This window comes from Flavobacterium panici, from assembly GCF_903819335.1.
Classification (GTDB): domain Bacteria; phylum Bacteroidota; class Bacteroidia; order Flavobacteriales; family Flavobacteriaceae; genus Flavobacterium; species Flavobacterium panici.
Map to the genome: position 1 here is coordinate 259,218 of NZ_CAIJDE010000044.1, position 22,790 is coordinate 282,007.

Annotated in this window: 25 protein-coding genes; all 25 read right to left on the bottom strand. The window is 33.8% G+C overall.

The window, feature by feature from the left end:
- Window positions 1-24: 24 nt before the first annotated feature.
- On the bottom strand, window positions 25-939 hold the full coding sequence (locus FLAPXU55_RS13665; RefSeq protein WP_180858345.1) for a helix-turn-helix domain-containing protein: 915 nt from the start codon (window positions 937-939) through the stop codon (window positions 25-27).
- 12 nt (window positions 940-951) lie between these two features.
- Window positions 952-1,848 (bottom strand): NmrA family NAD(P)-binding protein, encoded by an 897-nt coding sequence (locus tag FLAPXU55_RS13670; RefSeq protein ID WP_180858347.1) that lies wholly within the window; start codon window positions 1,846-1,848, stop codon window positions 952-954.
- Between the two features lie 314 nt (window positions 1,849-2,162).
- Window positions 2,163-2,648 carry an SRPBCC family protein gene (locus tag FLAPXU55_RS13675; protein WP_180858349.1) on the bottom strand — a complete coding sequence of 162 codons (486 nt, stop codon included), beginning with the start codon at window positions 2,646-2,648 and terminating at the stop codon, window positions 2,163-2,165.
- A 164-nt stretch (window positions 2,649-2,812) separates the two neighbouring features.
- Window positions 2,813-3,151, bottom strand: a complete 339-nt coding sequence (locus tag FLAPXU55_RS13680) for a nuclear transport factor 2 family protein (RefSeq protein ID WP_180858351.1) — start codon at window positions 3,149-3,151, stop codon at window positions 2,813-2,815.
- 36 nt (window positions 3,152-3,187) lie between these two features.
- Entirely contained in the window at window positions 3,188-3,784 is a 597-nt protein-coding gene (locus tag FLAPXU55_RS13685; RefSeq protein ID WP_180858353.1) for an NAD(P)H-dependent oxidoreductase, read from the bottom strand.
- An 85-nt stretch (window positions 3,785-3,869) separates the two neighbouring features.
- Window positions 3,870-4,076 carry a helix-turn-helix domain-containing protein gene (locus tag FLAPXU55_RS13690; protein WP_053471727.1) on the bottom strand — a complete coding sequence of 69 codons (207 nt, stop codon included), beginning with the start codon at window positions 4,074-4,076 and terminating at the stop codon, window positions 3,870-3,872.
- A 3-nt stretch (window positions 4,077-4,079) separates the two neighbouring features.
- A complete protein-coding gene (locus FLAPXU55_RS13695; protein ID WP_180858355.1) occupies window positions 4,080-4,619 on the bottom strand; it encodes a hypothetical protein in 540 nt (179 codons plus the stop codon).
- A gap of 142 nt (window positions 4,620-4,761) precedes the next feature.
- Entirely contained in the window at window positions 4,762-5,175 is a 414-nt protein-coding gene (locus FLAPXU55_RS13700) for a hypothetical protein (RefSeq protein ID WP_180858357.1), read from the bottom strand.
- A 78-nt stretch (window positions 5,176-5,253) separates the two neighbouring features.
- Entirely contained in the window at window positions 5,254-5,643 is a 390-nt protein-coding gene (locus tag FLAPXU55_RS13705; protein ID WP_180858359.1) for a DUF1801 domain-containing protein, read from the bottom strand.
- Between the two features lie 11 nt (window positions 5,644-5,654).
- On the bottom strand, window positions 5,655-6,086 hold the full coding sequence (locus FLAPXU55_RS13710; protein WP_180858361.1) for a GNAT family N-acetyltransferase: 432 nt from the start codon (window positions 6,084-6,086) through the stop codon (window positions 5,655-5,657).
- A 60-nt stretch (window positions 6,087-6,146) separates the two neighbouring features.
- Window positions 6,147-6,521, bottom strand: a complete 375-nt coding sequence (locus FLAPXU55_RS13715; protein WP_180858363.1) for a YdeI/OmpD-associated family protein — start codon at window positions 6,519-6,521, stop codon at window positions 6,147-6,149.
- Window positions 6,522-6,623: 102 nt separating this feature from the next.
- The gene (locus FLAPXU55_RS13720) at window positions 6,624-7,526 is read right to left on the bottom strand and encodes an arginase family protein (protein ID WP_180858365.1); all 903 of its coding nucleotides are present in this window, start codon (window positions 7,524-7,526) and stop codon (window positions 6,624-6,626) included.
- Between the two features lie 111 nt (window positions 7,527-7,637).
- Window positions 7,638-8,285 carry a suppressor of fused domain protein gene (locus tag FLAPXU55_RS13725; protein ID WP_180858367.1) on the bottom strand — a complete coding sequence of 216 codons (648 nt, stop codon included), beginning with the start codon at window positions 8,283-8,285 and terminating at the stop codon, window positions 7,638-7,640.
- Between the two features lie 57 nt (window positions 8,286-8,342).
- Window positions 8,343-8,855, bottom strand: coding sequence for a TPM domain-containing protein (locus FLAPXU55_RS13730; protein WP_180858369.1), 513 nt, complete (start codon window positions 8,853-8,855; stop codon window positions 8,343-8,345).
- 126 nt (window positions 8,856-8,981) lie between these two features.
- On the bottom strand, window positions 8,982-9,728 hold the full coding sequence (locus tag FLAPXU55_RS13735; protein WP_180858371.1) for a DUF2314 domain-containing protein: 747 nt from the start codon (window positions 9,726-9,728) through the stop codon (window positions 8,982-8,984).
- Window positions 9,729-9,832: 104 nt separating this feature from the next.
- A complete protein-coding gene (locus tag FLAPXU55_RS13740; protein WP_180858373.1) occupies window positions 9,833-10,807 on the bottom strand; it encodes a DUF6620 family protein in 975 nt (324 codons plus the stop codon).
- 27 nt (window positions 10,808-10,834) lie between these two features.
- Window positions 10,835-11,800, bottom strand: coding sequence for a hypothetical protein (locus FLAPXU55_RS13745; RefSeq protein WP_180858375.1), 966 nt, complete (start codon window positions 11,798-11,800; stop codon window positions 10,835-10,837).
- An 11-nt stretch (window positions 11,801-11,811) separates the two neighbouring features.
- Complete coding sequence (locus tag FLAPXU55_RS13750; RefSeq protein WP_180858377.1) at window positions 11,812-12,054, bottom strand: hypothetical protein; 243 nt, start codon at window positions 12,052-12,054, stop codon at window positions 11,812-11,814.
- The gene (locus tag FLAPXU55_RS13755; protein WP_180858379.1) at window positions 12,054-13,007 is read right to left on the bottom strand and encodes an SPFH domain-containing protein; all 954 of its coding nucleotides are present in this window, start codon (window positions 13,005-13,007) and stop codon (window positions 12,054-12,056) included. The genes FLAPXU55_RS13750 and FLAPXU55_RS13755 overlap by 1 nt, the downstream gene beginning before the upstream one ends.
- A 151-nt stretch (window positions 13,008-13,158) precedes the next feature.
- Window positions 13,159-13,347: a SymE family type I addiction module toxin gene (locus FLAPXU55_RS13760; protein WP_180858381.1), complete on the bottom strand. Its 189-nt coding sequence runs from the start codon at window positions 13,345-13,347 to the stop codon at window positions 13,159-13,161.
- A 687-nt stretch (window positions 13,348-14,034) separates the two neighbouring features.
- Window positions 14,035-15,423, bottom strand: a complete 1,389-nt coding sequence (gene lpdA / locus FLAPXU55_RS13765; RefSeq protein WP_053471710.1) for a dihydrolipoyl dehydrogenase — start codon at window positions 15,421-15,423, stop codon at window positions 14,035-14,037.
- Between the two features lie 568 nt (window positions 15,424-15,991).
- Window positions 15,992-16,588 (bottom strand): HNH endonuclease, encoded by a 597-nt coding sequence (locus FLAPXU55_RS13770; protein WP_234984732.1) that lies wholly within the window; start codon window positions 16,586-16,588, stop codon window positions 15,992-15,994.
- A gap of 224 nt (window positions 16,589-16,812) precedes the next feature.
- Complete coding sequence (locus FLAPXU55_RS13775) at window positions 16,813-17,577, bottom strand: LytR/AlgR family response regulator transcription factor (RefSeq protein WP_180858383.1); 765 nt, start codon at window positions 17,575-17,577, stop codon at window positions 16,813-16,815.
- A 529-nt stretch (window positions 17,578-18,106) separates the two neighbouring features.
- Window positions 18,107-19,426 carry a RagB/SusD family nutrient uptake outer membrane protein gene (locus FLAPXU55_RS13780; protein ID WP_180858385.1) on the bottom strand — a complete coding sequence of 440 codons (1,320 nt, stop codon included), beginning with the start codon at window positions 19,424-19,426 and terminating at the stop codon, window positions 18,107-18,109.
- A gap of 11 nt (window positions 19,427-19,437) precedes the next feature.
- Window positions 19,438-22,776, bottom strand: coding sequence for a SusC/RagA family TonB-linked outer membrane protein (locus FLAPXU55_RS13785; RefSeq protein ID WP_180858387.1), 3,339 nt, complete (start codon window positions 22,774-22,776; stop codon window positions 19,438-19,440).
- Window positions 22,777-22,790 lie beyond the last annotated feature (14 nt).

The window sequence follows — 22,790 nt, forward strand, 5'->3', positions numbered from 1 at the left end:
ATGCGTGTTTTGCCTGGATTTTTTTTAATTGAAAGACTGTCTGAATTCTAAAGGAGAAATGCTTGTTTTTGTTTTGAATAATTTACTGAATGACTGTTGATGTTCAAAGCCTAATTCATAAGCAATTTCGCTTACGGATAAGTTTGTAGTCGAAAGTTTTTCTTTTGCTTTTTCGATCAGTTTGTCGTGAATGTGCTGCTGTGTGCTTTGTCCGGTAAGATGTTTTAGTAATCCGCTTAAATAATTGGGAGAAACGTTTAGATTATCGGCAATAAACTGAACTGTTGGCAAACCTTTTTTAGATAAAGAATCGTTTGTAAAATATTCTTCCAGCAATTTTTCTAAACGGGCCAAAATCTCATGATTGCTTATTTTTCGGGTTATGAATTGTCGGTTATAAAAACGTTCAGAATAGGTTAGAAGTAATTCTATTTGCGCTATAATAACATCCTGACTGAATTTATCGATATTAGATTGATATTCTTGCTGAATATTTTTCATGATATCGATAATCATTTTTTCTTCTTTATCAGAAAGATGGAGCGCTTCGTAAACCGAATATCCAAAATATTCGTATTGTTTGATTTTCTGGGCAAGCGGCGTATTCCATAAAAAATCGGGATGAACGAGTAATGAATATCCCGTGTGCTGCAGTTCTGAATTTCCTTCAATAGAAAAAACCTGACCGGGCGCAATAAACAACAAAACGCCTTCTTTAAAATCATATTCCTGTTGTCCGTAGCGCATTACAGCATTGGCATTTCTTTTTAATGCGATAGAATAAAAATCAAGAATAAGGCTTTTAGGTTCTTGTTCGTTGAGAAATTTTAAATCTTCAAAATTATATACGCTAACAAGCGGATGTTCAGGCTTTGGCAAATCCCTAAACTCATGAAATTCGCTGATACTTTTTATTCGATGTGGTTGTTGATTTGCCATAGCCTAAATTACCTATTTTTGATTATATATTGCTGCAAATTCTTTTGCATATTCTGCCAGCTTTGTTTTTCCTAAAACTGCCGGTTTGTTTTTATAATAATCTTCGCCCAATAAACCGTTGTAAAGTGCAGCGTACATTTCGACCAAACCTGCTGCGATTTTGGGTTGCATTCCTACTGAAATTAATCCGTTTAGGACTTCTTCATCACTTATGAAATTCCATTTTAAATCTGGTTTCCCAATTGCTGTTCCTAAAATTTGAGCCGTTTCATGTCCATTTAATTCTTCGCTGGCTACATAACGAACTTTTTTTCCGTCAAGCGGAGTTGTAAGCTCTTCGGCAATTGCTTCTGCAATATCATTTGGTGAAACCCACGGAACTAATTCATCGGCACCATAATTTGCAGAAATAAAACCTTGATTTTTTATTGCAGGAATGTAAGCCAGCAAATTGTAATAAAAAGATGTTGGACGCATAAACGTAATCGAAACATCTGCAAGCTGATTTAAAACGGCTTCGATTTCATTGTAACGTTGAATAATTCCTGATTTTTCTTTTAAATGTGCGCCAATACTGCTCAGGAAAACAACACGTTTTACACCAGATTGTTTAATGGCTTGGGCATAAGCGTTTCCGATTTTGCGTGTAAAAGCATCTAAATCCAAATTAGGATCAAAATAATTGGCACGCGGAATCATGCAGTAAACGGCATCTGCGCCTGTAAATGTTTTAGCCAAAAAATCTACATCTTCTACAGAACCAATGGCTGCTTTTGCGCCTACGGTTTCGATTTCTTGTTTTCTTTCGTTACTGCTGGCAATTACGGTAACGGAATGTCCTTTTTCAATTAATTCTTTTGCCAAAGGCTTGCTGATGTTCCCTAGAGAACCTGTAATTATAATTTTCATAAGTTCTAAATTTTGATATTACAAAGTTGCGTAACATCAAAAAGATAGGTGTAGCCAAATCTACTATTGTTGTAGCTGAAAAAAAGATTCTAAGTTACTGAGATGCTGAGATGCTAAGGTTTTGCTTTTTTTGCCCACGGGTTTTACGGATGAAACGGGTTTTCACTGGTTGCTTTTTTATTTTTTTTGCCACAGATTTAAAGGATTAGCCCAGATTTTTTTTAATCATTTTAATCCTTTAAATCTGTGGCATATTTTAAAATAAACTGCGAAAACCCGTTTCATCCGTAAAACCCGTGGGCCAAATAAAACCTTTAATTTTGAGATAATTTTTTTTCGTTTTCGGTTTGGGGTTTTCCGGTTGCGTTTGGTTCGCCTTTTCCGGTTTCTATTAGTTTTTTAAGACTGTTTTGAATATAATTTGTCCAGGCATCACGGCAAATTTCGAAGCATTCGTATTCTGAAGTTAAACCAAAATGGGTAAAACGAAGTTCTGTTTTTCCGTCTTTTTCTTTGATTTCAAAAGTTGGTTTTGTTCCAGTCCATTCGGTTTTGTCTTCGGTAAATTTGAAATAGTTTTCTTCAACCAGCCAGACAATTTTTTGATTCGGAATTACTTCTGTCAATTTAATTTTGCAACGATGAATATCTTCATAATGATAATTAAATTCATCATTTTGTTTGGCTGTATTTCCTTCAATTTCTTCTGACCACCAGCCGCGCACGTTTGTAACGGTATTAAAAACTTCCTCCGGAGATTGATTGACTAATATTGCTGTAGTAAAATCTGATGCACTCATTTTTATGGTTTTTAAGTTGTATATCAAATTTATTCTTTAAAAATCAATAAGTTAGGTTTTAATTAGACAATTATGAGGTGTATTTCGGACAGATGTTTTGATTTTAGATTTTACTTTGAGTTAATTATATAATTGTCTCATTTTCTAATTTTCTAATTTTCAAATTATCTCATGATATCCATTCTGCTTATTTTTTGATTTGTTATCTCAAAAATAACAACTTGTTCTTTTTTAGTTTCATCGCCATTTCGGCCAGAAACATATTCGTGAAGTATTACTTTGTTATCAAAAAAGATGGATTTTATTATTTCGGCATTCAAATTTGGGGATTGTTTAAAAAGGTTGATAAACATTTCTTCGCATTCTTTTTTGCCGTTTATTGCTAATGTAAGATCTTGAAAATTATAAACTTTAATATCATCACTGTACAAAGGCATCATTTGTTGTATGGATCTATTGTTAAATGCTGACATTTGAATGTCCATTATTTCTTCTATTGTCATTATTTGGGATTGTTTTATAATATGAGTTTCTATTTTTTAGGCAATATAACTTTTAATATTTTCAACGGCTTTTTGAATTTGTAAAAAATGATTTTCCATCACATTTTCCAAATCTAAAGTTCCGCCCAGAATCAGCATTTCTTTATTTTCAAAGCGTTTTCCTAAACGATCTTCGAGCATTATGGTTTCCATACTTTGCGCCATTTTAATTTCGGTTAAAAAAGCATTTGGATGTCCGGCGGTGCAGATTACAAGTCCAAATGGAATTGTTTTCATTTTCGGGAAATCGTCGGTTTGTCCGTAAGCATATCCAACCGAAAAAACGCGGTCGAACCAGCCTTTTAGTTTTGCAGGACAATCGCTCCACCAAACTGGATATAGAAAAATAATACAATCGGCTTTTTCGATTTTTTGCTGTTCTGCTAAAACATCTTTAGAAATGGGAAGATTAAGTTTTGCAAAACCTTCTCTATCATATTCTTCTTCAGACATATCGCTTTGAAAATTAGAAGCGTATAAATCTGAAACTTCAAGATTCCAGTTTTGTTTTGCAATTGCAGATTTTAATTGTTCTAAAACCTGAAATGTATAGGACTTTTTGCTCGGATGGCTGTATACGATTAAGATATTCATTTTGACGGTTTTAAAAAGTTATTAAACAAAAAAAGAGAACCTAAAGTTCTCTTTAATACGAAATTACGAATAAAATTCTAATACCTTATTCTTCGACAAACTCTAAAATATCTCCCGGCTGGCATTCCAGAACTTTACAGATTGCTTCGAGCGTGCTGAAACGAACGGCTTTTGCTTTGCCAGTTTTTAATATGGAAAGATTAGATAAGGTCAAATCAACTTTTTCTGAAAGTTCATTTAATGACATTTTTCGTTTCGCCATCATTACATCTAAATTTACTATAATTGGCATAACTTATATGGTTAATTCGCTTTCTTTTTGAAGTTCGATTCCTTTTGCAAAAAGCTGTGAGATAAAATATAAAATTCCGGCAAAAAATAAGAACGCATCTCCAAGTCCAATATGTTCGGTAAGATTGGGAAGCTGAATTCCCATTGCAGTAAATTTTTGAGAATAATTAACGGTTATGTTGCTAAAAATGCCAACAAGTAAGGAGAATCCACTCATTTTCTGGATCAGTTTTCCAATTGTTTCATGAAACGGGCTGACAAAATTAATCTTCAGGAAAATTTGAATGACAGAATAAAACACCAAAGCTTCTAAAATTGTAATTACCGTAATAGAGAAAACCATAATAGAGTAATCGACAACGTCGTACGCTTTTAACGAAGATAAATCTAAACCTAACTGCAGGTTTTTTGCTCCAACTTCGCTGATAAACATACTAACTCCGTAAGAGGCTAAAAGTGTTCCTGCTTTTATACAAAGCCCAATAAAAGCAATCCATGACACTACGTATAGGAGCTTTAAAATGTAAGTTGATCTTGTTGACATAATATTTTGATTTAAAATAAGTATGCAACAAATATAGTAATTTATTGTTTATCGATAAAAATTTATTAAATATTAATTGTTAATTATTGATTATTAACTTAATTGAGTTTTGAATTAACAATTCATAATTAACAAATTACAATTATTTGACGCGTTCATATTCTGATGTAGAGCAATCAATACATTCTTGTATTAAATACAGTTTATTGCCATGAAACTCAAATGACCTGTCAAAATAATATTCTTGTGTAATGAAGTCGCCTTTATCAATAACAATCATTTTTCTGTCTCCGCCAAAAACAGATTTTTTTGTTATGATAAAAAATTTCTGCTGTTGGGACAGATTTCCGTTTATATAGGTTTTAATTGTAGAATTTGAGATCTCAATTACAACTTTTTGATCTGATGTTTCTGAACTGGTTGGTCCTCCAAATCCGCCAGAAGTGCGAATCCAGCTCCATTTGCCTTCTAAACGATTTTCGTCAGAATGGTTATCATCATTATCGTTGCAGGAAGAGAATGCAATTAAAACAAGAAGAAGTAAATATTTTTTCATCGGTTTAAATTTTGGTAGTTTATTTATAGATGAAAAAAAAGTTAAATGGTTGCTTTAAAGTGTTTTAAAAAGTTTAAATTATTTCAGCCGAATCAAAAGGCCTTTACGTTTTACAATATTTTTATAATCCCATTGAATGTTTCTGGCTTTATCAAGCCATCTTTTTAAATCGTCGATATTGATTTGATCCGGGCTTGTATAACGTGCTTCGGCGGCTTTAAAGCTTCCTTCATTTTGAAGTCCGCTTTCCTCAAAAGATTGTCCGCTCCAAAAAAGCAGTCTGACAGAATCTTTAAGTTTACTATATCCGGCAACAGGATTTCCGTCTAAAAACCAAACCGGATGCCGATGCCAGATTTTGCTTTCGGCTTCTTGCAGGAAATCGTTAATTTCGACACTTAAAATATCACATATTTTTTTGTCTTCAGCGTTTTGTGAATCGTTGTATGCCTGGATTTCCTGATTCATGGTTTTGAATTTTAATTAATATCTTTTGAAAGCTCAAATAAAATGTAGGTTCCGTTTTCAGAGCGTCCTTTTTCTTTTTCTATAAATCCTGTTTTGTTATAAAACTCAACGGCTTTGATATTGTTTTCTAAACATTTTAAAGTGAGTGGAAATTGAGTTTTTTGAATGGCTGCTTTTAATAATTCAGTTCCAATTTTCTGCCCTTGATATTCCTGATCAACATATAAATGGTGAATGAAACTATTTGGCATCCAAATCGAAATAAAACCAACCGGAATTTCATTAATATGTGCCACTAATATATATTCTCCCTGCGTATGTTTTTCAAAATCATCTAATTTAAATTCTGATGTATCAAGCCACGAAAATGTTCTTCGTCTTTCTTTTAAAAACAGGATTTTTAAAGGTTCAAAATCACTTTTTGTAATTTCTGTTATTTTCATCAAATTGGGTTGTTGTATTTTGTTTTAAAAATGATCTATAGGTACACCCAAATTATTCTATTAATCCGTAATCCACTTTCCTTGTTCTTTGGCAATGTCGATTAGTTTTTGTCCGTGTTCGGTCATTAAATTTTCCTGGATCATTCGTTCGACTCTTTCTATGTTGGGTTTGCTCCATTTGCTGGTTTTTGGATTGCGATGCGAAAAGGTGAGATAATAACTTTCGCCGTCGCGTTTTTTGCACAAACTGTCGATCCAGCCAAAACAAAGTGCTTCTTCTGTAGCTTCGATTAAATTTACGCTTTTAGTTTGGCTTTTTTTATGAAACAAAATCAGCCAGACTGATTTTTCGTTTACACTGTTTTCTGTCAGCCATTTGCGCCAGTCTGCTCTGGTTTCGGCATAAACTGCTAATTTTCCGTCTTTCGTTTCCATAAATCTTATTTTTAGTAAAGGTAAAATGGCATTGTGACAACGGTTTGTCAGTAAGTAAAAATAATATTAAAATATTGATTATTTGGTGTTTATGTTTTTAAATCAAGTGTTGAAATGTTTGTTGAAAGTAAGTGTAATATTGTTTACGAAATCTTTGGTATATTTTCCGGTTTCGTCTAAATCCGGATCGAGAATTGTTATTTCAAGTCCGCTTAGTTTTTTACTTTCAAATAGATAGGAGGTAAGTTCATTAAATTCATCATAGGTTAAACCGTCTGGCGTTCTGCTGTCCACGCACGGCATAATATCGTCGTTAAGAATGTCGACATCAATATGAAGCCAGAAACCATCTAAGTTTTTGTTTTCAACTTCTGAAAGAAATGTTTTTACAGCTTTTGCAATACCTTGTTTTCGCAGTTCCTGAAGACTTAGATATGTTGCCGAAGATTTTTGGATTTCATTTTCGTATTCATCATCGTATTCGCGATTGCCAACGCACCAAAGGTTTTCTTCTTTTATATAAGGAGATAAATTGAGAATATTGGTTAATTTTTGATGCCCGTTTCCGGTAACAATTGAAGCTGCCATGCCGCCAACGCCACCGGTTTCAGACAGCGAAACATCCATAAAATCAGTATGACCGTCAAGATAAAATAAGCCGTAATTTCCTTTTTGTTTTAAAGCCATTGCGGGGCCTAAAAGAATGCTGCAATCGCCGCCTAAAATAAACGGAAATTTATTGGCACTCAATAAATTGTTTATTAAATAGGCTTGTTCTCTGGCGTAGGTAACTAATGAATCTGCGTTGAGAATATTGGTTTCGGGATCTTTTATATTCGAATATTTTGGAGGGTCAACCCTTATGATGTTTTTTGGATTAATTGCTTTATGCAAATTATGTTTCCATAACCAATCCGGTAAACGATTTACGCCTGGTTCTTTTCCTGGTTTCGGTTCTTTTAGACCTAAATTAGAAGTGAATTCAACAATGCATATTTCTTTCATAGCGTTATTATTTACCGATAAAGTTATTAAAATTAATGCTGGGGTAAATTATTTTTAACAGACGGAAATCAAAAAATCCGACTTGTTTTCACCAATCGGATTTTTGATATTTTATGATTTTCTAGTTAAATCTGTAATTAACAGCGGATTGTTTTCTTTTAGCTTATTAACTAATTCTTCGACAATTCCGGAATTTTCTTTTATGGCTTCGTATTCTGCAGAAGTTATTCCTACTATTTGTAAAAAAGAAAGTTCACCATGCGGAGTTTGTTTCTTTTCGATTTCAGGATCGGCAACGATTACTAAAGCTGTAATATCGGTTTCGGTATCGAGTCTTATAGGGCCGTTTGCGGGCATGTAATGAAATTCTTCAAACCAGTTGCCGCTGTCAAAAACATATTTGGCAATGTTTTGTAAAAGGGCAATTACCCAGCTTGGGTTTCCGTTATCTTCGGCAAAAGGTTTTAGCCTAAAAGTGAGTTCAAATCCCCATTTGCTAAATTCATCTTCGATTTTGTTTTCATCATAATATAACTCAGAAAATCCGTAGGTTACAAAGTGAAAATGATCTGTTTGTTTTTTGCTTTCGTAAATGCTTACGCCGTCCAGCGGATGTTCTCCGCCAAGCATATAACTTATGGCCGGAGCAAAATGTTTAGGTTCCTGATCTGGATAAAGACGTTCAAATTCTTTATCGATTTCAAGCCATCCTACAGCATCATCTTCTGAAAATTGTTTTTTGTATTCTTCTAATGTCATACTTTCTTTTTATGATTAAAACGAATACAATATAAGATTTTTCGTTAAAAGAATAAATTAATATGTTTTTAATTTATTCATAATTTGATCAACGGCAAGTTCTAAGCCTTTGCCATAATCTCCTTTTTTAAATTCGGGAACGGCATAGGTTGTAATGATATTTTGGGTATCGTTATCGCTAAGTTTATAACGAATAAGATCAATACTTTGAACCTGAATTTGTCTTAATTCTTTGCTTACTACGATTAGAATTGTTGGATCTAGTTTTGGATCTTTTGCCAAATATTTGTCTAATTCTAAAGAATAATCAGGGAAAGAGGTATAAGGCTGTATTGTTGAAGTTGTTACAACTGTAATTTTGTATAGAAATTGTTTTTCAAATGCCTTTAAAGTATTTGTGAGGTTTGTAATTTGATCTGGATTTAAGATTTTTTCGAAATCATTTACATAGTCATAAGGTCTTGAAAAAACATTTTGAGCGTCAGTAACTGTGTTTTCTTTTTTTGTTTGAGAAAATAATATACTTGCCGGGAACAAGATTATTATAACAAGGAAAAATATTTTTTTCATCGCAGGCGAAGATTAGATTTGGTGCTGCAAAAATACCACATTATTGGTTTAGGATAAAAAGATAAATTGATATTTATGTAAAGAAAAAATCCGATTTGTTTACAAATCGGATTTTGAATAAAAATATTATAATACAGGAATTAAATGTTCCCAATTTAATTGTTTTGCAAAATCAAGTGCTGTTTTTCCGCTGGCAGTTTTTACATTTTTATCTGCTCCTGATTCTAATAATATTTCTACCGAAGTAAGATTTCCTGCAACGGCTTCTCTATGTAAAAAAGTATAACCTAATTCATCTTGTGCAGTCACTTCTTCCGGATTATTTTTTACGAAGTCTATAAGACTGTCTTTCATGTTTTTGCTCATAGGATGTTCTATAAGATTCTCCGGTTTTTCTTTTTGCTCGTTAACGACTAAAATATCGTTGAAATCTCCAAAATCTAATCCCCAGGCTTCATCATGATCTTCTCTTTCGTCGTCGCTCATTTCGGAACGCATTGCCTGAATGGTAAATGCCCCATATGTTTTTCCTCCAATTGCAAATAACCAGTCACTGATTTGGTTGATTGGAATTTGTACTTCGTCTCCATTATTGACATTGGTTAATTCGCTTGGCTGATTAACCAAAACGCCATAAATAGTTTCGCCGTCAAAATTCACATCATTAATCCACATGTGTTCCACTACAGTTTCTCCGTCTATTTCCTGAGTAAAAGCGAGTTTTACACAAGCAACATCAAGTCCGGGAATTATTCTGCGGTATTCCCAGGATAACTCTCTCCAGAAATATTTAAAGGTTTCCTGCGCTTTTTTAAACGCTTCGATCATTTTTGGATTTTCTCCATCGGCGAAAAAAATGGGTGTGTTTTCCATTGTATATATTTTTAAAGTGACTTTTGAAATTCGGTTAAATTTAAACGAATAAAAAACCGATTTGTTTTGGCAAATCGGTTTTTTTATCATGAAAAGAAATCAATTTAGAAATTCACATCGTCTGCGATATTTCCGCCTTGTTCTGCAGCAAATTTTGCAGCATATTCTTTTTGCTTTGCTTGTTGATAATCATGGAATTCTGTGATATCTGCTGAATTCCAGTTTTGGTTTTGCTCTGTCATCCACTGCATTGCTACAGATTGGAAATCGGCAAGGTTGATTCCAAAGTTCTCTAAAATCCATTGTGCACCATCGATTCCGTATTCGTATGCAGCTTGTCTTGCTCCGGCTAATTCTTCGTAGAAATAACGGTCTGTTCTGATTCTTTCCAAATTTGCAGCACCTTCTTCTGAAATTTCAGCTTTAAGGTTTTCTAATTGCGGAACGGTTACATTTTCAGCATAATATTGTCCGAACAAAGTTGTAACTGTAAACGAAGTATCTTCGCCCATACGCTGTGGCCAGATTGTGTTTAATTCTTCCCAAACTACAGATTCGAAGCCCATTGCTTTGCAAACTTCAAGATAATCAACTCCTGCACTAATTTTAAGGCACATCGCTGTATAGGTTCTTAAATCTACACCGTGAACTGGTTCAAGAAACGGATTGTTTTCATCAACTTTTACAAACCCTGAAGTTTGAACTCCGCTGTATTTTAAAGAATTTGCGTGCTCAAAACGAATCATTTGGTCAGAGTCGCAATTGTTCCATTCTGTATAAACCGTTCTTCTGTAATTGAAATATATGTTTTGAATGTCTTTTTCGTCAAGGTTTTCTCCGCTTGCGCGTTCGTCTGCAATCCATGCTTCGGCTCTTTCTGCAACTTCGGCATCAAAATCTTCAACATCATAATGCGTTCCGTGTAAAGTTTCCGGATCGTATTCTACTTCCTGATATTCATTTTCGTAGTTATCTTCATAACTATCTTCATGACTTTCATTTGATGTTTGTGTCTGCTCGTAATTTTGATTTTCTTGTTTGTTGTCTCCAGTTAGAGCTCCAAAAAGTTTTTTAAACATTTGTTGATTTTTAAGGATTAATAATTATTAATTGGGTACTTGATTTTGATACATTTTTTCGTTGTGCTCTTTTAAATCGGGCGTAATTTTATTCCATTCGTCATACATGGCGCGCAGATAAACCTGATAAAGTTTTGGAGCATTTTTAATTACAAATTGCCTTTGTTCTTCGAGATCGTCCATTTTTGCCTGAATTTCACTCAGCACTTTTTTGTCTGATTCGTGTATTTTGCTCAGACTTAATTCGTGACGTTGGTGATACAATTCACGCTCTTTTTTATCTTCGGTTTCAAAAGCTTCGTATAAATGTGCGGTTCTTTGTTCGGCAAGTCCTCGTGCAATGTTTTGTAAATTTCGGCCTTGTGTACTTGGTGCAAATGTATTTTGCGTTTGACAATATGGACATGAAATATAGGTTTCGATTAAAAATATTTTTTCGATTTCGATATTTCCGCCGCATTGCGTACAGCTGAATTTGTTTTTAATGGCTTCGTATTCGTCTAATATTTTTTTGTATTCGATTTCGAGATCGCGTTCCTGAGTTTTTTCGATTTGTTTTCTCCAATAATCAAATTTGTCGTCAAAATCATTGTATCGATCTGAACAAGCGCTTCTAAAATCTGAAAGTAAATCATGATTTTTATCTAAAACAGAAATCTGTGAATCGAGATCATAATAAATACGGCTTATTTTTTCTTCGTATGTATCTCTGGCTTTGTCTCTAATATTGTTTAACTGACCGTTAATACCGGAAAAAACTCTGTGAAAAGTTCTTTTATAAAGGTCTTCATCTTCTTGTAAAAGCTGTTTCAATTCTGGAATCGAAGCTGTTGCCAGTTCTTCCATTTTTGCTTCGAGTTTTTCTAAAAAGGCAAACCATCTTTGCTGCGCTTCCTGAAGTTCTGCGTACCAATCTGGAAATGTTTCTTTATTGACTTCTTTATTATTTTGGTTTTTTTCTGGGTCTTTTGATTTATTAAATAGTCCGAACACGTGATATGATTTTAAATTGAATTATCTTCTTTTTTAATATAAACTCCGTCTGTAAGTTTTACGGTTATAAACTCAAATCCGCAATAAGCGCAATGCGTTACGCCGTCTTGTTTTGCTCTTCCGGCGCCACAGTTTGGACAATCTTTTGCATTCATTTTTGCATCGTTGATTTCTGTTTCTCCACCGTAATTAGTTTGGTTTTGCGCTTTTTGTTTTAGTCTGTCTAAAAACGAATTGACTTTTTTCTCTTCCATTATAATTGACTTAATAATTCAGATTTTTTTGTTTTGAATTCGTCTTCGTCGATTAAACCGGCATCAAATAAAGATTTTAGTTTTTGAAGTTTAGATGTTAAATCGTCTTTTACTTCTTCTTTCGGAGTTTCTTTATTTTGTTGTAATTGATTTAAAAGAATTCCCATGCTCAATGCGTTTTGGGTTGCATCGTGAAGCGCGGTTCCTTTATCGCCAATTGCGGTTGCGGTATTGAATTTGGTAAATTTATCCATATCGGTTACCATATTCATATTGGTGATTTTATCATAATGTGCTGTAACTTCCTCTGGTAATGTAACGCTGGTGATTACAAACTGCGTTAATTCAATTCCTAATTGAAGAAAATAAGGTTTAAGATACGGTTCGATTTTTTTGCCTAATTGGGTAATATTTCCGGCAATGTCGGTTACGGTTATGTTTTCGTTTGCGAGAACTTCTCCAAATTTTGGAGCAACGAAATCTCGTAACTGGTTTTGCAATTCAAAAATCGTAAGCTGCTCATAAGTTCCTGCATACTGACGGAAGAATTTGGCAACATCAACAATTTTAATATCAAAACTTCCGAAAGCGCGAATTCTGATTTGCCCGAATTGTGGATCATTCAGCAGAATAGGTGCGGGAGTTCCCCATTTATTATTGATAAATTGATGTGTGTTGAAAAAATATACATCGACTTTAAACGGACTTTCAAAACCGTATTTCCAGCCTTTCAGCTTGCTTAAAACTGGGATGTTTTCTGTAGATAAAGTGTGAAGCCCCGGTTTGTAAACATCAGCAAGCTGACCTTCGTTTAAAAGCATTACGTGCTGACTTTCGCGAACGGTTAGTTTTGCTCCGTTTTTTATTTCTTTATCTTCATCATAAAATTTCCACATTAGTAAATTAGGATCACTAGTTGTGGCTTCAATTATTTCTGTAAAAGGTAATGTCATAAAATCTTATTTATAAAGAATAAAAATAAGAATTATAAGACGATAGTGAAATTTTTTAATGTGAAGTTTTTAACAAATTTTTCTTTATAAATTTTAAAGTTTATGTTTTTAGTTAAAGGATTGTCGTTCCTCGGAATGACAAAGATTGCCTTTAATTTTTATCTTTTTCGTTAGTAATGATAAGTCTGTTTTTCTTTTGCTCTACAATTACAACTTCACCTTTTTTAAATCCAAGTTTTTCAAGCCATTTGCCTTCTAGTTTAATTGATGGAATTGTAATGTGTTTGTGTGTTCTTTTTTGATATTTGGTGTGAATTTTAAGTTTTCTCTCGTTGTTCATTGTTTTTGTTTTAAGACAAAGTATTGTCATTTCGAGGAACGAGAAATCACACTCGTATATCGGCAAAGATTGGCGATTTACTTTGTAGAGTTTCTTGTGCGATTTCTCCCTTCGGTCGAAATGACAAAACTATCTTGTTTTGTAATGACCAAATGTCTAACGAATAGTTGAGAATGTTGTCAACTTAAAAGTTGACAAGTAAGATTTTTAATATGCAGAAATAATAAAACCGATTTGCTTTCACAAAGCAGGTAGATGTATCATAATTGCCTATAATTTATAATTTATCTTTTGAAAACTACTGTGCGTGAAGGATGGGAGCGGCATCCTTTTATGGCGGGGTTCGCCATAAAAGATATAGCGGACAGCCTGACCCGGAGGGACACGCCATAAAGAAACGACTCGCTTTCACAAATTAGATTTTAAGACAAAGTATTGTCATTTCGAAGAACGAGAAATCGCACTTGTATATCGACAGAGAAACTCCACAAACAAAATCGCCAATTTTTGTCATTTCGAGGAACGAGAAATCTTCACAAGAAACTCGACAAAGTAAATCGCCAATCTTTGTCGAGTTTCTTGTGAAGATTTCTCGTTCCTCGAAATGATAAAATAAAAAATCCGATCTGCTTTCACAAATCGGATTTTTAAATTGAAAATTATATATGACCGTAAAACGGTATATTTTTACAAGTGAATTACTTCGCCGTAAGCATCTGCAACAGCTTCCATAACTGCCTCGCTCATAGTTGGGTGAGGGTGGATAGATTTAAGGATTTCATGACCTGTAGTTTCTAGTTTACGAGCTACAACTGCTTCTGCAATCATATCTGTAACACCAGCACCAATCATGTGGCATCCTAACCATTCTCCGTATTTTGCATCGAAAATTACTTTTACGAATCCGTCTGGAGTTCCTGCAGCTTTTGCTTTTCCTGAAGCTGAGAATGGGAATTTACCAATTTTTAATTCGTATCCTTTTTCTTTTGCTTGTTTTTCTGTTAAACCTACAGAAGCAATTTCTGGAGTTGCGTAAGTACAACCCGGAACGTTTCCGTAATCTATTGGCTGTACGTGAAGTCCTTTAATTTTTTCTACACAGTTAATTCCTTCTGCAGAAGCTACGTGAGCTAAAGCCTGACCTGGAGTAACGTCTCCAATTGCGTAGTATCCAGGAATGTTAGTTTCGTTGTAAGCGTTTACTAAGATTTTATCTTTGTCAACAGCGATTCCAACTTCTTCTAAACCAATATTTTCAATGTTTGTTTTGATTCCAACTGCCGAAAGTACGATGTCAGCTTCTAGAACTTCTTCTCCTTTTGCAGTTTTAACAAATGCTTTTACTCCTGCACCAGTTGTGTCAATGCGCTCAACAGATGAGCTTGTCATAACTTTAATTCCGGCTTTTTTCAAAGAACGCTCAAATTGTTTTGAGATATCTTCGTCTTCTACAGGAACTACGTTTGGCATGAATTCTACAATAGTAACATCTGTTCCCATTGAGTTATAGAAGTGAGCAAATTCAACTCCAATTGCTCCAGAACCTACAATAATCATAGATTTTGGCTGCGTTGGTAATGTCATTGCCTGACGGTAACCAATTACTTTTACACCATCTTGTGGTAAGTTTGGTAACTCACGAGAGCGAGCTCCGGTTGCGATGATAATGTGATCAGCGCTGTATTCAGTAACTTTATTATCTTTATCTGTAACGTCAAGTTTTTTTCCTGGTTTTAGTTTTCCAAAACCTTCGATAACGTCAATTTTGTTTTTTTTCATTAGGAATTGAACACCTTTGCTCATTCCTTCTGCAACACCACGGCTGCGTTGAACAACAGCAGGAAAATCTTTATCGAATTCAGAAACTTTTAATCCGTAGTCAGAAGCGTGTTTTAAATAATCAAAAACCTGAGCTGATTTTAATAATGCTTTTGTTGGGATACATCCCCAGTTTAAACATACACCACCAAGGTTTTCTTTTTCAACTACAGCTACTTTAAAGCCTAATTGTGAAGCTCTAATCGCTGTTACATATCCTCCAGGACCACTTCCTAAAACAATAACGTCGTATTTCATTTTTTGTGTTTTTAGTATTAACTATCGAAAATGAGGTTTATGGATTCCGAAACTCACTTATCGATTTTCTTTTGTTATTTGTGCTTGCGAATTTAATGATTTATTTTAAAAAGAGTATCATGTAAAAAAGTAAAAAGGTAAAATGTGGAAAATTTGAAATATTGATTCATTTGTCAGGCTGAGCGAAGTCGAAGCCCTGCTACTTGTAAAAAAGCTCTTCGACTTCGCTCAGAGTGACAGAAATTATTAAATAATAATAAAGCCACAGATTATCAGGATTAAAAAGATTTTTAAAATCCGTTTAATCTGTGTAATCTGTGGCTATATATTTTGTTGTTATGAAACTATGTGGATGTGCTTTGCGCGGGCTTCGACTTCGCTCAGCCTGACAAAATAATGGTTAATTGTAAATTATTAATTAAGCATTATCAGCCATTAACAAATTTACAATTAACCATTAAACTTTCGTGGAACTATATGGAAGAGTTTTGCGAGAGCTTCGACTTCGCTCAGCCTGACAATCGTTAGGTCAATTAATAATTCACAATTAACCATTTACAATTAATAATTAAACCTTCACGTGTCCCCAGTTTTCACCGCTGGCAATTCTGCGGATCTGCATTTCGCTTACGCCGAATTGTTTAGCGATCATTTTAAGACGTGTTTTTTGTTCTGGTCTTGCTAATATTTTTTTAATTAACATGACTTTTGTGGTTGTTAATTTTCGTCCGTCGGCTTTTAAGTTGTGTTCGATCAGGTTTTTCTTTGCCTGAATCACACGCGGACTTTTGCGGCTGTGCGCCATCATTTCTTGTTTTGTTGCCCAGCGTAAATTGCTGATATCGTCATTGCTTCGGTTGTAATCGAGATGCAGGACATAGGTTTGATCTTCTGATTGTTTTGGAAGAAAGTATTGGGCAACTAATTTGTAGAGAAATAAATATTTGTTAATGATTTTGTCATCTTTTTTAACCTTAAATCTAAAAGTAGGATATCCATCGCTTAAACCGCCTTTAAGAATTCGGCCATTTTCAATTTCGTCTGTAAAGCTTATTAATCTTCCTCTGTTTGAAATTGCGTATTTAAGTTGTAATGATGCGTTTATTTCTATTTCTTTGAATTCTTCGTTAGGATAAAATCTGTTGTGTGGCATTTTCTTTTTCATTTAAATTTTTGTCTCTCAAAGATAAAGAATTATGAAATGAAGAAAGTTATATTCTAAGTTACATAATATCAACTTTATGATTCTTATAACGCTATTTTAACTTTTTAGAATGATTTTGACACTTATTTGGTCAGTTTAAAACTTCAAATTGTGAATTATGCAGTTTTCAATCTTCTACGAAAGCGTAAATTTTAGCATTTTTAGTATTTCAGAAATAATAATTTTTATTGATCGAGCCAGTTTTTGAAATTATTTATTTCTTTTTTACTGATGATTATCGGGTCGTTTTCGATAGGAGGAACGGTAAGAATTAGTTCGATTTTTTGATGCGAATGTTTTACGACTTCTTTTATAATATTTCGATGTACGATATATTTTCTGTTTATTTTGAAAAAGATAAACGGATCGAGACTGTTTATAATATCAGTAATCGTGCTGTTGTACAAATAACTGTTTCCTGATTTTACATAGATAAATAAATGCTTTCCCGATGCGGCAAAATAGGTAATTTCAGATTCGTTTACTGAAATTAGTTTATAACCGTGATTTACTAAAAAGTGACGTTGTATTTTGTTTGTTTCAGGATTTTCGATAGCAACTAAAGATTGCAGTGTTGCATCGGCATTGAAACTGTCTTTTATTTTTTTGAATTTGGTTAGGGCTTCTAATAGTTCTTGTTCTTCAAAAGGTTTTAAAAGATAATCGATAGTAAAGTGTTTGAAAACCGAAATGGCATAAGAATCATAAGCGGTAACAAAAATGACAGGGCAGGAGATTGTGGCTTTTTCAAATATTTCAAGACTTTTTCCGTCGCCTAAATGAATGTCCATAAAGGCTAAGTCAACATTGTTTTGTTTAAAAAATTTGACTGCTTCTTTTACCGATTTTAAAACTGCAATTTCGGCTATCTGTAAAATGTCCTGCTGCTCTAAAATTGATTTTAGGTAAGTGGATGCAAGATATTCGTCTTCGACAATGGCAATTTTCATTTTCCTTTTGAGATAAGTTAAAAAGTTTCATTTTTAAGTGAGAAGCTCTTAAATGATTTTGCAAATATAATTGTCTATAGTTTTTTTACAACAAGTTTTTATAGGAGTTTGCAGTTTTGTTGTTATTTAATCTTTTTTGTTATGTTTTACATATTACTTGTGGTTTCAACTATGGGTTATGGATCGTGATTATATTGTGTTCCCGTGGTTGAAACCACGGGCTATGTTTATTAAATTGTTAATGAAAATTCAATGTTTCTATTTCAAATATAGCCTGTGGTTTTAACTATGGGTTATGGATTGTGATTATATCGTGTTCCCGTGGTTGAAACCACGGGCTGTGTTTATTTAAGCTTTAATCAAAATTTAATTTTATTTCAAATATAGCCTGTGGTTTCAACCACAGGAAACGAACCGTGATTTATTGTGTTCTAACGTTTGAAACCGTTCACAATGTTCTTGATGTAAATAAATGCAAAAGAGGCCCAGCTTTGCAACTGGACCTCTTTAAAAAAAAAACAATAGGTATTTATAGATTGGGATTGTTTAATCTCGCGTCTGCTGGGTAAATAATGGTATATCGCGGATCGTTTTGTATCAATGTATAATTATCACCGTCAAAAGTGTGAACGATTTGTTTTTGAGATGTTCTTCTCAAATCAAACCAACGTTGTCCTTCAACAGCAAACTCACGGTGTCTTTCTTCGTAAATGAAATTTGTTAAATCTGCAGCATTCATTGCGTTAACTTCAATTTCAAGTTGTACATAAGCTGTAGCAGTGTATCTGTTTTTGATAAAACTTAAAACAGTTGTTTTAGCATCAGCAATATTGTTCAGTTTTAATGAAGTTTCTGCTTTTGTTAAATATAACTCAGAAGTTCTGAAAGAACATTTTTGATCAATATTTCCACCTTTTTGAATTCTGTAACGGCTTCCGCTTGCTAAGAAATATAGAGGAAAACGTAAATCAGTTGTTTTGCTGTAAGCAGCAATTAAATCTGGTGAAGCATAAACGGCACCTTTTAAGTTGTTTATTAAACCATCTTCAAGAGCTAAAATAGATTCTTTTGAATCGTATTTTGTTGCAAATACAGGTGTAGCCTTTAAATCAACTAAAGCGTTGTTAATTGCTAACGCTTTGTTTGCAGCGTCAAGCGATTTTTGCCATTGTTGTACATATAAATAAATACGGCTTTCTAAACTGTATAAAGCAACTTTAGAGAAACGGTAGTTTAAACCTTTTGTTTGAGAATCTTTGTTGATGAATTTTTCAGCTTCCTGAGTATCAGAAATAATTTGATTGTAAATTACTTCTACTGTCTGAGGTACGAAAGCTTGCTCTAAATCAATTTCTAACGCTAAAGGAACTCCTTTGTCTGAACCTGCTGTTGCTGCATTATATGGTTTTCCAAAAAGGTTAATTAAATCAAAGTAAGCCATTGCTCTTAAAGCATACGCTTCTCCAACTAACTGGTTTCTTTCTGGAGATACATCTAATTTTTTAGACGCTTCGTTAATGATTACGTTCGTATAAAAGATAGTTTTGTATAAATCTGCATATTGAAAAGTAGTTGTAATACGATCCGGATTTGCATCTTTCCAAATATAAATATCTCTATAGTATGTTACGTCATCACTAAATTCATTCATCGTTAATTCGTCTGTACGAACTGCCGTTAATGATTTGTGTTCAGGATATACGTCGTATCCTTTTGTTAAAACTGCGCGGTACTGCTCTAATGTTTCCGGGATAACACGACCAACTGGTTGGATATCCAGATAGTCATCACAGCTTGTTACTGCAAGTGCTGCAGCAAAAAGTAGTATATATTTTGAGAATTTTTTCATCTTTATTTTTATTAGAAAGTTACATTACATCCTAAAGTGAATGACTTAGGAACTGGTTGTGCATAAATGTTTCCGAAAGTTTCAGGGTCAAAGTAACCTTTGTAATCAGAACTAATTACGAATAAGTTTCTAGCTTCAACATTAAGTCTGATGCTTGAAATGTTAATTTGATCTGTAAATGCTTTAGGGAATGTATAACCTAAACGCAAACTGCTTAATCTCATATAACTCATTTCGCTAACCCATGTATCTAAATAATTGTAGGTTGGAATTTGATTTTGCCCAGAATACCATAGGTATGCCATATAAGAATCTCCTGTTCCTGAATCTTTACTAGTGATTCCTGGTAAGTTAGAAGATGTATTAGTTGGTGACCATGCATCTAAAATATCTCTACTGTAGTTTTGTCCTCTGTCTACGATAGTTCCGTTGTATGGAGGAGTTTTTGTAACAGTTTGTTTAATATTAAATGAAGCAGCAATTGTTAAGTCAAAATTACTTACTTTAAATGTGTTGGTAATACCTCCTGTAAATTTAGGGTCTCTGTCTCCTAAGTAAGTAAACAAATCTCTAAATTCAGCAGCTGATAAGTTTGACTGTGCCAATTCTCCCGGGAAAATATCTGCAAATGGATCATATAAACCAAAGAATGTTTGAGAGTTTACAGTTTCTCCTTTTTTATTGATAAATAAAGGATATCCGTTTTCGTCGATTCCGTTTGTTTTAAATCCGAATACTGCATTTACCGGACGTCCTTCTCTATTAGGTAAGTAGTCAGTATCACGTACTTCGATACGGTCTATGTTACTTTTGTTATGAGAAAAGTTAATACTTGTATTCCATTGAAAGTTTGGACGGTCAATGTTTTTTGTAGACAAAGTAATTTCGTAACCTTTATTGCTTACTTGTGCCCAGTTCATGTTAGTATATTCGAAACCATTTTCTAATGGAAGCGCTCTTAAACCAATTAAGTCAGAACTTTTTCTTCCGTATAAATCAGTTACAAGGCTAATACGATTGTTGAATAAACCTATATCAGCACCAACGTTTGTGTTAGTAGTTTTTTCCCAACGTAATTTTTCGTTTGGCGGGCTGTCAACTGTAATAATTGGCTCAGTTTGTCCTGGCAAAATAATAGTTGTTCCGTTAGTACCCATTACGTAAGGAGAAGTATTTTTGTCAATATTTCCTTGTAAACCGTAAGAAGCACGAAGTCTTAAGTTAGAAAGTGTTAAGTTATCTTTTAAGAAATCTTCTTCAGACACTGCCCAAGATGCAGATGTTGACCAAAGTGGTAAATATTTGTATTTAGGATCTACACCAAATAAATCTGAACCATCGTATCTCACACTTCCAAATACACTATATTTTCTGTTGTAAGTATAAGCTGCTGTAGCGAAGAAAGAAGCAAAAGCATTTTCATTTTCACTTTTAGCATATTGTTTATAATCAGATTCCTTAGCGAAACCAGCGTTAGGGAAAAGAATTGGCTGTGTAGTTAAATTTTTCTCATCAAAACCAAATCCTTTAGTTGAAACAGATGTTGTGTAGTTTCTTCTTAACTCATTACCAACCATTGCTTCGATTTCGTGTTTCTCAGCAATTTCAGTTTTGTAACTTATCATTGTTTTCAAGTTATACTGAAAAAAGTCTGTATTTGAGTTTTGAATAATTCCACCTTCCGGAAGGAAATAATTGTAAGCTCCGTTAGTAAAATAACGTGATTTTTCTTTTTGCTTTCTTGTGTAATAAGTTTCTTTACCAGCAAATTTTTCGCTAGCAGTATTGTCTAATTGTAAACCTAATTGAGACGTTACTTTTAAGTCTTTAGTAACTTTATATTCAGCATCTAATAATGCTTTAATAGCTCTTGTTTTTAAATCGTAAGAAGTATTTGCTCTTTCTTCCAAGATATTAAAAGGAACATAGCGACCAGAATAACCAGCGATGTCCGGGTCATATTTATAACTTCCATCTTCGTTGTATGGAGTTAAATATGGATTTACGTTTCTTGAGTAATTTGATGGGTTTGTAAACGCATCTGTATCTGTAAGGTAAGATGTAGTTTTGTTTTCAGAACCAAAAATACCAACACCAACTTTAAACTTATCTGTTATTTGGTAGTTGTTTTTTAATGTTAAGTTGTAACGTTTGAAACCAGTTCCAATAGTCGCTCCTTTTTCATCATAGTATCCTAAAGAGAAATAGTAATCTGATTTTTCTCCACCACCAGATAAACTTAAACCATGCTGCGTGTTGATAGCTGTTTGGTATAATAAGTTACCCCAGTTTGTGTTGTTTCCTCTTAAAGAATTGATAGATTGTTGTGATGCAGGGCTTAAAGCAGAAAATCCTCCAGCTCTGTAAGCGTCTAATTCACCAGCTCCGTTTAGGATACGAGAAATATCTCCGCCAGTGTCTCTGTAAGTCAAATCTGCACGGCTTGCCATGTTAAGTTCTAAATCAATTTTCTCATTTGAGTTCATCAAGTTTAATTTAGAAAACTCAGGTCTTTGTGTGATAAATGTATTCGTATTGAAACTTACTACCATTTTACCAGCTCTACCTTTTTTAGTAGTTACCACGATTACACCATTTGCAGCACGCGCACCGTAAATAGCAGTTGCAGCAGCATCTTTTAAAATCGTAATATCTTTAATATCGTCTGGATTTAAACCAGCAATAGAGTAGTTGCCTAATACGTCGATATTGTCTTTGTCAAAGTTTTTAGGAACTTCATTTCCTTCTAATGGCAATCCATCAAGTACCCATAAAGGATCTTGTGTACCGTTAAGAGAAGCTGTACCCCTGATTCTGATTTTCGCAGGCGCTCCAGGTGCTCCAGATGGTGTGCTTACAGCAACTCCGGCAATTTGTCCAACTAATAATTGGTCAATACTAGAAACCCCTGTTTGCTGGATTGCAGACATGTCGATTTTTGAAACCGCAGCAGTAAGTTTTCTTTTCTCAATTTTTTGGTAACCTGTTACAACAACCTCCTGAAGTTTTGCAGTTTCAGATGTTAAGTTGATCGTATAATTTTTTTGAGCAGAAAGTTCAAGAGTATACGATTTGTATCCCATGAAAGTAACTCTCAAAGAAGTAATGTTTTTTGAAATTTTCAAAGAGAATTTACCGTCGAAATCAGTAGTAGTTCCGATTCCTTCACTTTGAATAATACCTGCCATAGCAGTTTTGTTTGAGATAGAATTGTTCTCAACAAAGATCGATGCACCAGGAATTGGCGACAAGTCAGCTTCATCTTGAATGATCCCCGTAATAGTTCGGGTTTCCTGCGCATATCCTGCGATGGCCAGGAACAGCAGTAGGGCATGTAGAATTTTTTTCATGTTTTGGGTTTGGG